Source organism: Shewanella sp. 0m-6 (assembly GCF_052977325.1).
In genome coordinates, this window is record NZ_JBRIMD010000025.1 from 12252 (window position 1) to 28523 (window position 16272).

Genomic DNA, 16272 nt, shown 5'->3' on the forward strand with positions numbered 1-16272 from the left:
TCCAATGCAGTGAATACAGGATCAAGTGAGCTTAAACACCAAGTCGCAGCGCGGTTTTCCGCCGCAGCCGCGCATTACCATAGTTACGATATACTGCAAAAAAGAACTGCTGAGCATCTGTTACGTCAAGTGACCTCAAGCTCCCGCTTATTAGATATAGGTGCCGGTCCTGGTACTTGCTTTGATCATATTCCTAGCCTTGAGCAAGTACTCTGTCTCGATATTGCCGAGGGGATGCTCAAAACGCTTAGCGAAAACTTCCCGCAGTACATACCGATTTGTGGCGATGCCCAGAGTCTTCCTTTTGCTGCAGACACGATTGGTGGCATCTATTCCAATGTGGCATTGCAATGGTGCCAAAATCTTCCTCTAGCGATTAATGAAGCTTGCAGAGTGCTTTGTCGTGATGGTGAACTGAATATGAGTATCGTAGCTGCCAATAGTTTGTATCAGTTGGCTGAACTAGGTTTTAAGGTCAATACGTTTATCGATGAAAAAACACTGCTTGCTTGTTTTGAGCAAGATGCCTGGCATATAGCAGAGTTTGAAACTCAAGCGATAACGGTTCACTTTGCCGATCTTAGAGCTATGCTGCAGTCGATTAAAGGGGTTGGGGCATCAATTGTAAAACAAGATCAAAATGTTAACTTGCCTCAGGTCACATTGAGAGGACGTAAAGATTGGCAAGCTTTGCAAGCTCAGGCAGAGTTGAGTCGAGCCCCTGAGGGCCTTCCTTTAACTTATAATATTAGCTTTATTAAAGCGCGGAAAAAGCGCTAAACGCAGCTTGGAGTTGACATGACATTTTTTGTAACGGGTACAGATACCGATTGTGGTAAGACGTTGATCTCATCTGCATTGCTAACTGCCGCTAAAGGCGAAACAGTAGGCTTTAAGCCGATAGCATCTGGCTGTGAACAAACAGAGAAAGGGCTTCGAAATAGTGATGCTTTGGCATTAATGGCTGCTTCTAGTATCAAACTTCCTTACGAGGATATTAATCCTTTTGCCTTTGAAGCAGCTATTGCGCCGCACATCGCGGCAGCAGAGAAAGGCGTTCAATTAGCGCCTAATCGTATTGAAGCTCAGCTCAAGATGGCTGAATTTGTTGGTGCTGATTTTTGCTTGATTGAAGGTGCGGGTGGCTGGCGTTTACCATTAGGAGAAGGTCACTACCTTTCAGACGTTGTGCAATCGATGAACTTGCCAGTGATCTTAGTGGTGGGTATGAAACTAGGCTGTTTAAGCCATGCATTATTAACGGCTGAAGCGATTAAGGCTGATGGTTTGAACCTTGTAGGCTGGGTAGCGAATCAAGTCGATGCCGATATGGCAAATCAACAAGAAAATCTAGCCGCGCTAAAACAGATGATGACGGCGCCTTGCTTGGGCTATGTACCGCATCTTGCTAAGCCGACCGCGGAAGCTGCTGCCAGTCATTTAGATATGAGTGTTTTGTTATAAGCTAATCGTTAATATCTAATAGTTAGTGCGATGTAACATGAATTAGCTAAAGCTTGTACGCAAAATTAACGCCCAATTGGTGGAGAAATTATGCTTCCTAATTGGGCTTATCTTTATGTTAAGAAAGATTAATCCCACGTCTCCTATAATTATCCTGCTTTACCGATTAAATTAATCTTAGATTAATGAAACCGACCTAGACTTTGCCGACTTGATATAAAAGTGGAACTCAGCCGTCTATTATTGATGCTACAAGGCATGTATTTGAAGCGATAAGACATAAATTTTGCAGTCTCCCCTTGAAATCTCGTTTTTTGGACATATTATGTCTCTTATAGAGTGTATATCAGGTACTTTGTATCCTAACAGGAGCTTAAATGAAGCGTATATTTTTACTGATTGCCACTAACATGGCGATCTTATTGGTGGCATCAATTGTGATGTCTATCTTAGGTGTTAATACCTCAACCATGGGCGGATTATTAGTATTCGCTGCAATCTTTGGTTTTGGTGGCGCCTTTATCAGCTTGGCTATCTCTAAGTGGATGGCTAAGAAAACTATGGGCTGTGAGGTTATCACAACGCCGCGTGATAACACTGAACGTTGGTTAGTGGAAACCGTTGCTCGTCAAGCAGAGCAAGCGGGCATTAAAATGCCTGAAGTGGCTATCTATCAGTCGGCAGAGTTAAATGCATTTGCAACGGGTCCTAGCAAAAACAACGCATTGGTTGCAGTGAGCAGTGGTCTGTTGTATGGCATGAGTCAAGACGAAATAGAAGCTGTATTAGCCCACGAAGTAAGCCACGTCGCTAACGGCGATATGGTGACGCTGACTCTTATTCAAGGCGTGGTGAATACATTCGTTATCTTCGCTGCACGTGTCGTGGCTGGCATCATCAATAACTTCGTCGCGAGTAATGACGAAGAGGGTGAAGGCTTAGGCATGTTTGCTTATATGGCAGTGGTTTTTGTACTGGATATGCTGTTTGGTATCTTAGCTTCAATCATTGTGGCTTACTTCTCTCGTATTCGTGAATATCGAGCCGACGAAGGTGCTGCACGTTTAGCGGGTAAAGATAAGATGATTGCGGCACTTGAGAGACTGCGCCAAGGCCCTGAAACCGGTGCAATGCCAGCGTCAATGTCAGCGCTAGGTATTAATGGTAAAAAATCGATGGCTGAGTTGATGATGAGTCATCCGCCACTAGAAAAGCGTATTGCGGCACTTAGAACTCACTAATTGAAGCATGGCTAAATCAAGGCGGTTCGAGGTTCAATCTCTCGAATCGCTTTTTTATTACCCAAAATCAACGTGATAAATAGTTAGTTATACTGCATTCCAAGAAGTAATTTGATTAAGCGCACATTTTGAGAATTTCCACAATGATATGATCTTTTACTTAAATTAGTTGCGGATTAGTTAATGCTTAGCTAAATTAACCTAAGTCGTGCTAAAAATATTGTTCGCAAGATGAAAACAACCTGACTATTAAGTTTTCACTATGCGAACATCAAATGAGGATACAATTGTGAGCAATAAACTACTAAGTGCAATTTTTGGTGCGGCATTCGCAGCACTCGCTTTATCACCAACAGCTTTCGCTGAAGGTCAAGAACTTGCCGAAATGCATGCTGAAATGGACGGTTGTGAAGCGTGTCACGCTGACGGTTCACCATCTGCAGACGGTGAATACGAGTTCCAGCAGTGCCAAGCCTGTCACGGTACTTTGGCTGAAATGGACGCCGTTCACCAGCCACATGACGGCATGCTAACGTGTGCTGATTGTCACGCGCCACATGAAATGAACGTGGGTGACAAGCCAACATGTGACAGCTGTCACGATGATGGTCGTACTGCCGAGTCGACACTTAAGTAATTTTATTTGACTTAAATTGCTAAAATGAGCCAGCCTAGAGCTGGCTTTTTTGCATAAAAATTTTGACAGTGCAGGATCAATATTGGCTCAAAAGGTTTTCTGGTGGAACCAGCATTCAAATTCTTACTAGGGTTCAGATTATAGGTAAGAAAATTTTATACAAAATCTCATCACAGCATAAAACATACAATATTTTTCATCTTACATAAGAAATGACTTGTGACTCCTTTCGTATGACAAGCTTAGTTAACACCATCGATAATAATATTTGAGGGTTTGTTATTTATTACTTTTAAAATCAATAGATTGAATGTGTTTTTGTGAAATAGTTAATTGTTGTTAATTGAGTTATCCGTAGTAGTAAAGTCTAGTTTTTATTGAGCGAATAGATATTTGGATGCAGCGCTTTTAATACTCTAGATTGATGATGGACAAGCACTTTCCCGACATAATGGCCGCGTTAATTTCATATAGTCATTAAAGGTCGGTAATTGAGTATGGATACTACTAAGATGGCGGTTAACTCCTCTAATCTTCAAATCAGCAGCATATGGCGTTATACCCCAGCGCTACTCCTTGCCTTTTTGCCTCTGGTGCACGCTCAAGACCTTAGCCAATTTGATGAACTTAATGGCTATGATAACCGCGCCTCTATCGCCCAAAGTGGTGATAGTTTAGATGCAAGTGTGAGTCAGCAAGGTGTTTCAAACCGGGCAATAGTGAGTCAGTCGGGCTTATTAACAGTGGCGGATGTGAAGCAGTTAGGGGGAAGTAACCGCGCTGGCGTTTACCAAAATGGTGCAGAAATTGAGGCAAGCATTCTTCAAAGTGGCTTCAATAACATCGCTATCTCTTCTCAGCAAGGTGCCTATTTAAATCTCGATATTAATCAACAAGGGAACAATAATTTAGCTTCAGTCCTACAAATTGGCAATGAAAGCTCGGTGACAATATACCAAAATGGTACTGGGCATGGTGTTTCAGTTGTGCAATATGGGCAGGGACAATCAGCCCAAGTCACTCAAGGTTATATTTCAAATTAAGCCAACTTCAATTGTTGTTGTGTTTATGTGAATAATTCTGTCTTTATTTGTAGTCTGGGTGTATTACAATAAAAACACACGGATGGTGATATACAGTACACACGGAGTTAGCTTATGTTCAAAGTCACACATTGGGTTTTGGTTACCCGCTCGCATTTATTTGCCGATCTTCTCAATACCAGATGGCCACAAGAGTTCTTGGTCAAACTACATCGGATCTCTCCAGAGCATTTTAATGCTGAATTATTAGAAAGTCGCATTACTATCATTTTGATTGATCTGTCGACCGTAGATGTTCAAACCGCATATCAAATTCAAAAGCGCATTGAAAAAGGCAGCAACATCGCTCGAGTCGTCTTTTTGCATTTTCCTAAACAGGTTGACGCTAAATTTCTTATCCAAGCTTCAGTGACTGCCGGGGTATTTTATTCAGATGCTTGTTTAGAAACAATTGGTGAGGGCATGGCGGATATAGTAAAAGGCAAAGTGGTTCTACCTCAGCGTTTTACAGAGAGTAACAGCCTTAATGATAGTGCTATTGATGAGGTTGAAACCTTAACGATCCGAGAGCGTGAAGTACTGCAAGTATTACGCAGTGGAAGTACCAATATTGATATTGCAAATAAACTATTTGTCAGTGAAAGCACCATAAAAACGCATCTTTATCGAGCGTTTAGAAAAATTGGTGTATCGAGCCGTGGTCAGGCAATTGCCTGGGCCCAAACCAATATGCATGAAGTGACTCAATGAGTCGGTTCTGCTTATGTTTTCTCCTTCTGTCGTCAACGTTGACGGCAGGGGAGATTGTATTAGATAAGCAGCAACCACCGCTAGCCGAAAGTACCAGCGATAAACCCCCAAAAGTTGAAACAGATCTTATCGATGGGCTTATTCTTAATCGTGCAATGACTCGATTTGGTCATCGATTTTATCGAGAATTTGTCGCAGCTTATCGGGATATTGGTGGTGTGGCTCAACATTCAGGTTTGACCGTGGTTGAACAAGCGACAGCGAGAAGCGGTAGTAAAATTAGTATTCTTCACAATAGAAGACCTATCTATATCACGGTTGTCTCTCCTGCAAGTCGAAATATCGATGAGCAAGCTTTAGCTGCTGCCGGGCGAGTAAACCAAAAATTAAAACAAAATCAAAGGCAAGCAAACTGGGCCCAATTTTTAGATCCCGATTTGGCTCCAGATGAATTTTAACAAGGAAAGTTTATGAAAAGGGTTATTAAAATTGCGGGTGGTTCATTGTTGGCGGTGCTTATGGGCTCATCCCATGCAACTCAGCTGACTTACACTCCTGTTAATCCCAACTTTGGGGGCAGTTACCTTAATGGTTCATATTTACTGTCTAATGCATCAGCTCAAAATAAACATACAGGAGGGTCGAGTTATGTGCCGCCATCGGCGCTTGACCGATTAGCGAGTTCACTAGAGTCTCGTCTGATGAGTCAGCTGTTTAATGATGCGGCAAACGGCGGTGAAGGGTACTTAAAGACTGATGATTTCGAGATCCAGGTGGTGAATCAAGATGGTGCCTTATTGGTGCATATTACCGATGTTGTCACGGGTGAAACAACAATTATCGAAGTCGGTGGCATTATCGACACTAACACTGGAGAAGGTTAATGATTAACAAGCTAACCTTATTGTTTGCCTTATGCTTTGTAAGCGCGTGCTCTACTACGAGTGAATTAGAGCAAATAGTGCCTTCATCAAGTTTAATGCCAAAAGGTGAGACTTATTACGATCTAATTGGTTTACCCGCTCCGCAAGGAAGCATGGTTGCAGCCGTTTACGACTTTAGAGATCAAACCGGTCAATACAAACCTATTCCATCGAGTAACTTTTCCACCGCGGTACCTCAAAGTGGTACAGCATTTTTAGCCCAAGCGCTGAATGACTCTAGCTGGTTTATCCCTGTTGAAAGAGAGGGGTTACAAAATTTACTGACTGAGCGAAAAATTGTGCGTGCAGGACTAAAGGGCGATGCTGCAAGTTTAAGCCAACTTAATTCTGCACAGATCTTGATGGAAGGCGGTATTGTTGCATACGACACCAATATTCGTACCGGTGGCGCTGGAGCTCGTTATTTGGGCATTGGCGCGTCAAGTCAATTTCGTGTTGATAGTATTACGGTAAATCTTAGGGCTGTAGACATACGTACAGGAAGACTGCTTAGCAGTGTCACCACAACTAAATCAGTATTGTCTAAAGAACTGACGGCAGGGGTATTTAAATTTATCGATGCTCAGGAGTTATTAGAGTCTGAAGTTGGTTATACCTCGAACGAACCCGTTAGTTTGTGTGTGGTACAGGCGATTGAAAGTGCAGTGGTGCACATGATTGCTGATGGCATTTGGAAACGAGCTTGGAACCTTGCAGATACTCAAGCTGGTTTAGAAAATTCAGTGCTTAAAAAATACTGGTTAGAGGCTCATTCGGTTGACAGAGTCCAAGCTAGGCTAAACCAAGGTTAATATAGCGATATTAAAAAAGGCGCTATGTATAGCGCCTTTTTTATGGTGTCAGTTCACGTCCAACTAAATTGTTACTCATTTATGTGTCGAATGCGTGTTATTTGAGTGGTTTCGTATTTTATATGTTCATTACTTTTAATACTGTTTAGCTTTAGATTGATTTGCAAATAGAGCTGATTATGCAGTCCATTTAGCTTGGCGCTTGCCAAGCGCTATATTGAGTTTTTATTCTTGGCTACTTATTCATTTCTCGTTCTTTGCTTAAAAACTCAAATCCACTTTTCAAGTAGCTAAAGCGATCGTCATCTGGCAGTGAGCGAACCTGTGCCAACATTAGGCCAAAAGCTGAATCAATCATCAATCTGTCAGATAGTTTCAAATAGCGATAAACGACGGGCCTGAGCACAACGGTGAAATGCCCTGTAAATTCGTTGAAGCGTTGCTCTTCAATAGCTGTGGTATTGTTCACCAGTTCACGCATACACAAAGCGGCAAGCAGAGCATTTTTATCACTAAAAGACTGATATTGTGCAGCACGGGAGTACCCGGCTCGCTTATGAACATCAGACATATTAAGTGCAATCATGCCTTTTTCTTGTACTAATTCAGTTGCGGCATCTAAGAGTGCGGTTTCTTTTTCCGTAAGCATTGTCTAATTCCTGCATATTTTTTTTCATTAGAAATCCTAAACAGCGTAAAGTCAACCACATTGTATATACATCTGTTTAATGCAGGTGCAAGTCAACACGATCCAATCATGTGATTTACTTCAGAAATCGTCCATCGCCTTGTCAATATTTTCGCGTATACTATGGCTAATAATTTCCTTTTGAGGGCAGACAAGTGGCCGAAGAAACCATATTTAGCAAAATTATTCGACGTGAAATTCCTGCAGATATCTTATATCAAGACGATCTTGTGACAGCCTTTAGAGATATCACGCCCAAAGCACCTACACATGTGTTAATTATTCCAAATCATCTGATCCCAACAACTAATGACATTAAGGCATCAGACGAAAAAGCATTAGGCCGTATGATGTCTGTGGCTGCTAAGTTGGCTCAAGAAGCGGGGATAGCTGAAGATGGCTACCGTTTAATCATGAACTGTAATCAGCATGGTGGCCAAGAGGTTTTTCACATTCATATGCATTTAGTGGGTGGCCATCCACTAGGCCCGATGTTGAGCCCGAGTGAATGAGTTCAAGCAGTCAGAGCTACTCGCTAACCGATATGGCGAGCCGATTTGTCGCGCAGCTAACTCAATGCCGTAAGCTTAAATTAAAAGTGCTAGAAGGTAGCGGAAAGCATGTTTTACTGGAGCTGCCTTACGATACACAGCTTGTTGGTTACCCTGACACGGGGGTGATCCATGGTGGTGTGATCACAACATTGATGGATACTGCAAGTGGTTGCGCGGTGGTGTGTTCAATTTTTGATAAACACCGCTTGCTTGAGATCTCTCCGACTCTCGATTTGCGTGTCGATTATATGAAGCCAGCAGCGCCGCACAAACCTGTTTACGGTTTTGCCCAGTGTTATAAATTGTCTTCAAGTGTTGCCTTTACCCGCGCTATTGCTTACCAAGATTCAATAGATGATCCCATCGCTCATGCGGTAGGCTCGTTTATGCGTATCAGCCCTGAGATGGTTGGTGAAGAGTTTAGGCAGGCATTGATGGGAGGTGCTGAATATGAATGATGAATCGTACTTTTCTATTGAACCATCGTTGGACGACAGTGCTAAGCTTGACGTTAAGGGCATCGTAAAAAAGGCCACAGAGCTAAATGACTTTGGCCATCTCTTGGAGCATGTTCCTTACGCAAAATTTATCGGAATGGCGGTAGACAGATTTGGTGATGAACTGGTTTTCAAGCTGCCAGCAAAAGATGACAACATAGGTAATCCTATCTTGCCTGCGCTACATGGCGGCGTGATTGCAGGATTTATGGAGATGTCGGCAATAGTACAATTGATGGTGTTTATGCAAACGACAAAAGTACCTAAAGTTGTTGATTTTTCAATTGATTATTTAAGGGCTGGTTACCATAAAGATAGCTTCGCCGAGTGTAAAATCACGCGCCAAGGCCGCCGAGTGGCCAATGTAAGCATTAATTGTTGGCAGACAAACCGTAAGCATTTAATTGCAACTGCAAGAGCGCACTTTTTGATTGATTAGTCGAGCTGGCTAACTTTAGTTTATTTAAGTTACGCCTATTAGCTTATGCTTAAACTCAAGCTTATTAACTCAAGCTTATTAACTCAAGCTTATTAACTCAAGCTTATTAACTCAAGCTTATTAAGTTAGGCTTATTAACTTACGTTTATTCGCTTAGGCTAATAATCGGGCATGTTAATTTAACTTGCTACTTAACTCATGGTTTGTATCAATAGCGTATGTGTTGCAGCTAAGAAGGGGATAGAGATGAAAAAGGTTTTATTGGGACTATTTACCGCATTGGTTTTCACTGCATGTGCTCCACATACTGCCGGTGTGATGGCGGGGTTAAATGGGGATGCTAGGATTGATAACAATAGCTTTGCTAAAGAGGTACAAGTAACCAATATCATGGCTCGCCCTGAAGGCGGATTCTTACGTGGTACGGGAACCATTGTCAGTCAGGTATCAACCGATTTAAGGTTGCAATATAAGTTCACCTGGTTTGATTTAAACGGAATGACAATTGACGATGAAGGCGTAAGCTGGAAATCGGTAAAGCTACACGGTAAACAGCACCTGCAAGTTAGCGCTGTGGCTCCTAATGCCACCGCAACTCGTTTTGAGCTATACGTGAGAAAAGCCTTTTCAAATTAGCCTGTCGACACTCTTGGTTAATATTGGTTAGTTAAAGTGGTAAGTTTAAGTTGTTGGCTAAAGCCTAGCGTAAACCAAGTTTATATCGCACCTGTTAAAAAAACGTCAGCTAAGCTGACGTTTTTTCATGCAAAAAGTACCTGTTTTTAAAGAAGTCTGTCATCGAGTTGTAAATTTCATGTATAATCGCGCTCGCCAAGGGGTGTTAAAGTCTATAAACCGAAAGTCGGATTTATCTGCTTTGACTGAGATGTTGAAAAACGAACCCTTTGAACCTGATCCGGCTAATACCGGCGTAGGAATGGGCCACAATTCATTTCCCGATCGCTTCTTTACTGATGCCGGATCTCAAAATTTTACTTTGAGGTCCTATGTTAAATCTAAAATCTTATTCGCCAATAGCACTTGCGGTTATTGCAGCCATCTCATCTACAAACGCCTTTGCTAATGGCGATGCATCCACCACTCACGATGATATCGAAGTCATGGTGGTGACCTCTGACTTTCGTGGTTCAGCATTAGAAACAATGCCCTCCAGCGTTACCATTATTGATCAGCAACAAATTGAAGATGAAGGTGCCCAACACTTTGAAGATATCTTAAATACGGTTGCCAATTTAAATTGGTCTGGTGGTAGCTCTAGACCTAAATATTTCCAGATCCGTGGTGTGGGCGAGCAAGAAGAATACCAGGGCGCACCTAACTCTTCGGTGGGGTTTGTTGTAGACGATATCGACCTATCTGGTTTAGGCATGGTCTCAAGCATGTATGATCTACAACAAGTAGAAGTGCTACGTGGGCCACAAGGAACTCGCTATGGCGCAAATGCCTTAGCAGGTCTAATTTATCTCAAGAGTAACGACCCTACCGATGTGTTTGAACATGGCGCAGAAGTCTCTCTTGGCGATGATAATCTACAGACTTTCAGTGGTTTCAGCTCAGGTCCTATTACAGACTCAGGTAATTTACTTTATCGTGTTTCGTTACAGCAGCATCAACAAGATGGCTATCGTGACAACCTCTACCTTGGCCGAAGTGACACCAATAATCGTGATGAGTTTACAGGCCGCGGTAAGTTACGCTGGTATGCAACCGAAGATCTAGAAATCGATTTAACTTTCCTGCACGCGAACTACGACAATGGTTATGATGCATGGACACTGGATAATAATGGTTTTGACACATTAACCGATGCTCCGGGTGTCGATAAGCAACGTACAACAGGCTCGTCACTTAAGTTCACCTATACTGGCGCCGAGAATTTTGATCTCACTTCATTAACCTCGTTGGCGCAATCAGATACGCGCCATAACTACGACGGTGACTGGGCAAACCCTGACTACTGGGAAAGTCGAGATTGCGGTGGTATTCCATGTGAGTACGAGTATAACTGGGACAAAAAAGGCGAGAGAAAAACGCTAACCCAGGAGTTTAGATTATCGTCCACAGAATCTGGACGTATTTTTTCAGATAGTACCGATTGGCTGATTGGCGTGTATGCCATGGACTTACAAGAAGATAACGACACGGTTGATACTTATAACCAGTTATCAGCCGAGTATGAAGCACAAAATTATGCATTATTTGGTCAGTTAGATTCAGACTTAGGTGCAACTTATGCATTATCTGTAGGTTTACGGGTTGAGCGTCGAGAAAGTGATTACAGTGATTCGGCAGGCGACAGTTTCGGCCCAAGCGAAACTATGTGGGGCGGACATATCGCATTAAGCAAGGCGTTAAGCGAAAACCATGAGTCCTATATCCGTGTGGCGCGTGGCTACAAAGCGGGTGGCTTTAACATGTCGCTGCCAGTTGAGTTAGCAGACAAAAAAGAGTACGACACCGAAATCCTTTATAACTATGAATTGGGTTTAAAATCGACTTGGTTTGACGGTCAGGCGAGCACCAACCTTGCTGTGTTTTATATGGATAGACAAGATCAGCAAGTTGCAGCATCACAGCAGTCAACAGTTCCGGGTGAAGAGGGTAACTTTATTTTATTTACCGAGAATGCAGGTAGTTCACACAACTACGGTGCGGAACTCGAAGGTAATTGGTATGCAACAGACAACTTGAACTTATACGGTAGCCTAGGCTGGTTAGAAACGGCTTATGGCGATTATCAATATGAAGATAAATATGGTGCTGTGGTCGATCTTTCAGGCCGAGAACTCGCCCATTCACCTAACTATACCTTTAGCATAGGTGCGACTTATCGCAGTGATAATGGTTGGTTTGCCAACGTCAACGCTAGCGGAAAGAGTGATTTCTACTACTCTGACAGTAATGAGTCAAAGTCTGATCCTTATCAAATTTTTAACGCCAAAGTGGGTTATGAAGCCGACATCTGGTCTGTGTATCTGTGGGGACGTAATCTACTTGACGAACAATATGGCGTTCGTGGTTTCTACTTCGGTAATGAACCAGATTTAGATTGGGCTGATAAGCAATATATACGCTATGGCGATCCACGCCAACTAGGTATGACATTTAACCTTAAGTTCTTGTAAGTAAGAGATCATCACGCGTGTAATTACAAGTGTGATTCAAGATTTTTAAAGCATAAGTGAAGAGTGATTAATGGTTAAGTTAATCACCCATTTACTGAATACCGATTTACTTAATATAGTCAAATTGAGCCACCATAGGGTGGCTGAGGTCAATACAATGAAATTAACAGCAGAAATTAGTTGCTACCCGCTTCAAGATAACTATTTAGACCCGATTAAATGGTTTATTGCGCGAGTGGATTCTTACGACAACATACAGCGAGTGACGAATGCAATGGCAACTCAGGTGGTTGGTGAGTATGGCGATGTGATGTCTATGCTTGCGGTTGAGATGCAAGCCGCTCATGAAAAATTTGGTAAAGCCGTATTCGTTTGTAAGTTTATTGGTGGCGAACTCAATTTAAGTCATAGCGAATAATTTTATTTAGATGAGGTGGTCTAGAGATAGGGAATGTCTTTTGGCCACTGTTGAGCTTAACAATATCTGACGATTATTTAGGGCAAGAACTTCTTGTGCTAAGTATCTTGTGTTAAATACAGGGCACCATTTATGTCTGAGTTTTGGCTAGCGTTAGTCAATAGTTTTACTGCCGCTTTTAGTGAAGCAGAAGCGTTGACGGGCTGGGAGGCTGTAGCGGTCTTACTGGCTTTGGCCTACCTTATTTTTGCGATGAAAGGTAGCATTTGGTGTTGGGCGGCAGCGTTTATCAGTACCGCGATTTATACCGTATTGTTTTGGAAAGTGTCGTTGTTGATGGAGTCCGTGCTTAATATTTACTATATGGCGATGGCTGTTTATGGCTATTGGATGTGGACTCGAGGCGGTAAAAAGCATGATGGGGTGAACATTGTTTCATGGCAGCTGAGCACGCATTTGAAATTAATAGGGCTCACGAGCTTGATTGCTGTTTTAATCGGTCATTTCATGGCAACTCAAACTCAAGCCGCTTTCCCCTATTTAGATGCTGCGACGACCTGTTTTGCGGTTATGACCACTTACTTGGTGGCAAAAAAAGTCCTAGAAAACTGGATTTATTGGTTTGTTATTGATGCGGTTTCTATTTATCTCTATGTCAGTAAAGGCTTGATGTTAACCGCCATTTTGTTTGTACTTTACCTTGGGATGGTTGTATTTGGCTACTACATGTGGCGCAATAAAATGTACGTGCAGCAAACCACGCAAGAGATTGACTTAGCGGCAGGAACCGCCTAAATGGCTCAAGGTTTAACTCAAATTCTGGCGCCTTATCTTGCGCAGTCAGGGCTGACAAATGTCAGCCTGATAGCCCCTTTGACGCAAGGCTTAAGCAATCAAAACTATTACATTCGTGGCTTACATCAGAGTAAGTCCACTGAATCTGAGTGGGTACTAAGAGTCAATAGTTGGGCGAGCTCTCAGATCTGTAATCGAGAGGACGAAGTGTTAAATTGGCAACTTGCAAGTAAGGTTCAGCTTGCACCACAAATTGTCTATGTCAGCCCCGATAAAACATTTTATTTAAGTGAGTTCTTTGCCCAGAATGAGCAAGATTGCTGGAATGACTTAATGAGTGCCAATGGGGCTCACCCAATTAGTACCACTCATAATATCTGGCCAAAAGCCGAGCAAAAGCTGCTTGAATTATTAAACGGATTAAAGCAATTGCCTCGGCCCAGTAATGTGATGACAGTTGATACACAGTGGCAGAGATACTTGGCGCGATTAACCGAAATGAACAAGCAGTTATCTCGGCTACAGGGCTCACCTAATGATGATAGATGTGCAGAGCAGGCGCTATTGATTCGTTGGCAGCAGCTTTATCAACGGCTTTTGGCTAAGTCGCATCAGATTGATACAATGCTTGATAGCCTCGGTGCTTGTGTGACTCAGCTTCAGTTTAGCCACCGAGATCTGAACCCCTATAATATTTTGCTGGTTGAAGATAAGCTTAAATGCATCGATTTTGAATATGCCTGTAGCTCACACCCTTTATGCGATCTTGCAGCCGTGATTGCCAGCCATTCTCTGTCATCAGAGCAGCGCCATTGGCTGATTGACAACTACTTAGTTGCTCACCCGAACCTAAATAACAAAGCAAGAAATGCCGTCACTGCCGCCGTCGATCTGTATTGGGTGTTTGCAGTGTGCTGGGCACTACAAATGGCATTTGATTGCTTAGTAAAAGAGGGCGAAATTACAAAGTTAGCTGATGGCGAGGGAGCCCATTTAGTCGAAGATTACTTGGACAGTGCTCAGCAATATAATGAGTTAATTGCCTGCTGTACCTAGTGGATGTTGTACTTAGTGCCAGCTAAGCTAATTTATCAGTAATAATGATGGCGGGCGCTTACATTTTTCCCTGCTTCTTAATTACCCCACACATGTTGTAACCGAGCGAATTCCTGCCGATGTTCTATGCTAGGTTAAAGACGCTAATGACTGAATATTCATATGGTGATTAAAGATAAGCCCAAACAGTTGGAACAATAGGGGAAGCAATGAGAAAAGCTGGCTTATGGATGTTACTCCTTATCTCTCTTGTGGGTTGCTCGACTAAGATGGGCTACTATTTTTTAGATTGGGCCATAGAGTGGAAACTTGCAGAATATGTCTCGTTAAACACACAGCAACAAGCCCAATTTGAATCTGCACTTAATCAGTTTTTAATCTGGCACCGAGCCGAAGAGCTTCCTTTGTACGCGAAACAGTTATCATTGCTCTCACTTGAATTTCAACAAGCAAGCCTGACACCCGCAATATGGGCTGCACAAGTTAAGCAGGTAAAGCAGCACTGGAACAGAAGCTTTGAATTTATTAACCCCTCTCTGGTACCGATTATAAGTTCTTTTACCGATGAACAAGTTAAACAAATCATTGCGCAGCTTAGAGTTGATGAAAAAGAGCTAAATCAAAAGTATTTAGGTAAAGATAGGCTGGCATTAGTCGAAATGGCTGATAAACGCATCAACAAACGTGTAAAGAAGTGGATAGGGAAGCTGACATCAAAGCAAAAGCAAGCCATACATGAATATAACCTAGGCCGTGCATCGAGCTTAGACATGTGGCTTGAATATCGGCATGAATGGATAAGGCTATTTTCACAAGCACTGAAGAATCGGCAAAACCAAGCGGCGCTATCTCACAGCCTAACCGTGTTAATCACTCAGCCAGACAGCCTTAAGTCAGACGTATATAAAGCCTCACTTGATAACAATACCGAACAATTTGGTCAATTACTTATTCGACTCAATCAGCTGGCAAGTGCTAGCCAGAAAAGATACTTTCAAAAGAAGCTGGATGCATTAATCGTTGATCTTAATGAGCTCAGCGAGGCCGATTAAGCTAACTTTACCGTTTTTGCTGAAAGATAGGCTAAGTTGTAAGGGTCTATACAGCTAAGCCGAGGATTAAATTCAAAGAGGGAACGATATGCAACTAGTTACACTTTACCAGAAATTTTTGACGCTACTAAAATGTGGCGAAGGGATAGCGCCGCTGGCCTTGCGTTTATATCTCGCGCCAGTGTTAATGCAAGCAGGTTATAACAAGCTTTCCCATTTCAGCGATACCGCTGCATGGTTTGGTAATCCCGATTGGGGATTAGGCTTACCTTTTCCTGAGGTGATGGTTGCACTTGCTGCAGGTACCGAATTTTTGGGGGGGGCATTGCTTATTTTAGGCTTGGCGACTCGCTTAATCTCGATTCCGTTAGCGTTCACTATGTTGGTCGCCGCTCTTAGTGTACATATCGAAAATGGTTGGTTAGCGATTGCCGACCCAAGCTCTTGGTTAGCGAATGATAACGTGATTGCCTCGGCTGAAAAGCTTGAGCGTGCTAAAGAGATCTTACAAGCAAATGGTAATTACGAGTGGCTAACTAGCTCAGGCAACTTTGTTATTTTGAATAACGGTATTGAGTTCGCAGTTACCTACCTGTTTATGCTGTTGGCATTGCTGTTTATGGGCGGGGGGCGTTACACAAGCCTTGATTATTATATTGCCAAGCGTAATGGGCTGGCTTAATGGGGCCTCAGGCTGTTTACATCTGTGCTCTAGCTGCTTGTTTAAATGAGTTGGTAACGTCTTTTTAACTTATAT

Annotated in this window: 20 protein-coding genes and 1 riboswitch; of the genes, 19 read left to right on the top strand and 1 reads right to left on the bottom strand. The window is 42.6% G+C overall.

Going from position 1 to position 16272, the window contains the following annotated elements:
• Positions 1-9 precede the first annotated feature (9 nt).
• From ACVBJC_RS16315 to ACVBJC_RS16355, 9 genes are all read left to right on the top strand, one after another.
• Positions 10-780: a methyltransferase domain-containing protein gene (locus tag ACVBJC_RS16315; RefSeq protein WP_447161966.1), complete on the top strand. Its 771-nt coding sequence runs from the start codon at positions 10-12 to the stop codon at positions 778-780.
• 18 nt (positions 781-798) lie between these two features.
• Positions 799-1464, top strand: a complete 666-nt coding sequence (bioD, locus tag ACVBJC_RS16320; RefSeq protein ID WP_447161967.1) for a dethiobiotin synthase — start codon at positions 799-801, stop codon at positions 1462-1464.
• Positions 1465-1841: 377 nt separating this feature from the next.
• Entirely contained in the window at positions 1842-2705 is an 864-nt protein-coding gene (gene htpX, locus ACVBJC_RS16325; protein ID WP_447161968.1) for a protease HtpX, read from the top strand.
• 289 nt (positions 2706-2994) lie between these two features.
• Positions 2995-3342 carry a tetraheme c-type cytochrome CctA gene (gene cctA, locus ACVBJC_RS16330; RefSeq protein WP_447161969.1) on the top strand — a complete coding sequence of 116 codons (348 nt, stop codon included), beginning with the start codon at positions 2995-2997 and terminating at the stop codon, positions 3340-3342.
• Positions 3343-3839: 497 nt separating this feature from the next.
• Positions 3840-4385, top strand: a complete 546-nt coding sequence (locus tag ACVBJC_RS16335) for a curlin (protein ID WP_447161970.1) — start codon at positions 3840-3842, stop codon at positions 4383-4385.
• 114 nt (positions 4386-4499) lie between these two features.
• Positions 4500-5135 (top strand): LuxR C-terminal-related transcriptional regulator, encoded by a 636-nt coding sequence (locus ACVBJC_RS16340; RefSeq protein WP_447161971.1) that lies wholly within the window; start codon positions 4500-4502, stop codon positions 5133-5135.
• Positions 5132-5593 (top strand): curli production assembly/transport protein CsgE, encoded by a 462-nt coding sequence (locus ACVBJC_RS16345; protein WP_447161972.1) that lies wholly within the window; start codon positions 5132-5134, stop codon positions 5591-5593. Before ACVBJC_RS16340 ends, ACVBJC_RS16345 begins: the two co-directional genes overlap by 4 nt.
• A 12-nt stretch (positions 5594-5605) precedes the next feature.
• Positions 5606-6019 carry a curli assembly protein CsgF gene (locus ACVBJC_RS16350; protein ID WP_447161973.1) on the top strand — a complete coding sequence of 138 codons (414 nt, stop codon included), beginning with the start codon at positions 5606-5608 and terminating at the stop codon, positions 6017-6019.
• Positions 6019-6870 (top strand): CsgG/HfaB family protein, encoded by an 852-nt coding sequence (locus ACVBJC_RS16355; protein ID WP_447161974.1) that lies wholly within the window; start codon positions 6019-6021, stop codon positions 6868-6870. Before ACVBJC_RS16350 ends, ACVBJC_RS16355 begins: the two co-directional genes overlap by 1 nt.
• Positions 6871-7105: 235 nt before the next feature.
• On the opposite strand, the gene ACVBJC_RS16360 is transcribed toward ACVBJC_RS16355, so the two are convergent.
• Positions 7106-7519 carry a helix-turn-helix domain-containing protein gene (locus ACVBJC_RS16360; protein ID WP_447161975.1) on the bottom strand — a complete coding sequence of 138 codons (414 nt, stop codon included), beginning with the start codon at positions 7517-7519 and terminating at the stop codon, positions 7106-7108.
• 194 nt (positions 7520-7713) lie between these two features.
• Here ACVBJC_RS16360 and hinT point away from each other — a divergent pair, with 194 nt between their 5' ends.
• From hinT to ACVBJC_RS16410, 10 genes are all read left to right on the top strand, one after another.
• A complete protein-coding gene (gene hinT, locus ACVBJC_RS16365) occupies positions 7714-8070 on the top strand; it encodes a purine nucleoside phosphoramidase (protein ID WP_447161976.1) in 357 nt (118 codons plus the stop codon).
• Positions 8067-8570 (top strand): PaaI family thioesterase, encoded by a 504-nt coding sequence (locus ACVBJC_RS16370; RefSeq protein WP_447161977.1) that lies wholly within the window; start codon positions 8067-8069, stop codon positions 8568-8570. The genes hinT and ACVBJC_RS16370 overlap by 4 nt, the downstream gene beginning before the upstream one ends.
• Positions 8563-9048 (top strand): PaaI family thioesterase, encoded by a 486-nt coding sequence (locus ACVBJC_RS16375; RefSeq protein ID WP_447161978.1) that lies wholly within the window; start codon positions 8563-8565, stop codon positions 9046-9048. The genes ACVBJC_RS16370 and ACVBJC_RS16375 overlap by 8 nt, the downstream gene beginning before the upstream one ends.
• A 246-nt stretch (positions 9049-9294) precedes the next feature.
• Complete coding sequence (locus ACVBJC_RS16380) at positions 9295-9684, top strand: YcfL family protein (RefSeq protein ID WP_447161979.1); 390 nt, start codon at positions 9295-9297, stop codon at positions 9682-9684.
• 188 nt (positions 9685-9872) lie between these two features.
• Positions 9873-10003: riboswitch (TPP riboswitch) on the top strand.
• Between the two features lie 52 nt (positions 10004-10055).
• Positions 10056-12194, top strand: a complete 2139-nt coding sequence (locus ACVBJC_RS16385) for a TonB-dependent receptor (protein WP_447161980.1) — start codon at positions 10056-10058, stop codon at positions 12192-12194.
• A gap of 157 nt (positions 12195-12351) precedes the next feature.
• On the top strand, positions 12352-12612 hold the full coding sequence (locus ACVBJC_RS16390; protein WP_447161981.1) for a hypothetical protein: 261 nt from the start codon (positions 12352-12354) through the stop codon (positions 12610-12612).
• Positions 12613-12744: 132 nt separating this feature from the next.
• The gene (gene pnuC, locus ACVBJC_RS16395) at positions 12745-13407 is read left to right on the top strand and encodes a nicotinamide riboside transporter PnuC (RefSeq protein ID WP_447161982.1); all 663 of its coding nucleotides are present in this window, start codon (positions 12745-12747) and stop codon (positions 13405-13407) included.
• Positions 13408-14463, top strand: coding sequence for a phosphotransferase (locus ACVBJC_RS16400; protein WP_447161983.1), 1056 nt, complete (start codon positions 13408-13410; stop codon positions 14461-14463).
• 209 nt (positions 14464-14672) lie between these two features.
• A complete protein-coding gene (locus ACVBJC_RS16405; protein WP_447161984.1) occupies positions 14673-15515 on the top strand; it encodes a DUF6279 family lipoprotein in 843 nt (280 codons plus the stop codon).
• A gap of 88 nt (positions 15516-15603) precedes the next feature.
• Positions 15604-16197 (top strand): HvfX family Cu-binding RiPP maturation protein, encoded by a 594-nt coding sequence (locus ACVBJC_RS16410; RefSeq protein WP_447161985.1) that lies wholly within the window; start codon positions 15604-15606, stop codon positions 16195-16197.
• The last annotated feature ends 75 nt before the right edge of the window (positions 16198-16272 follow it).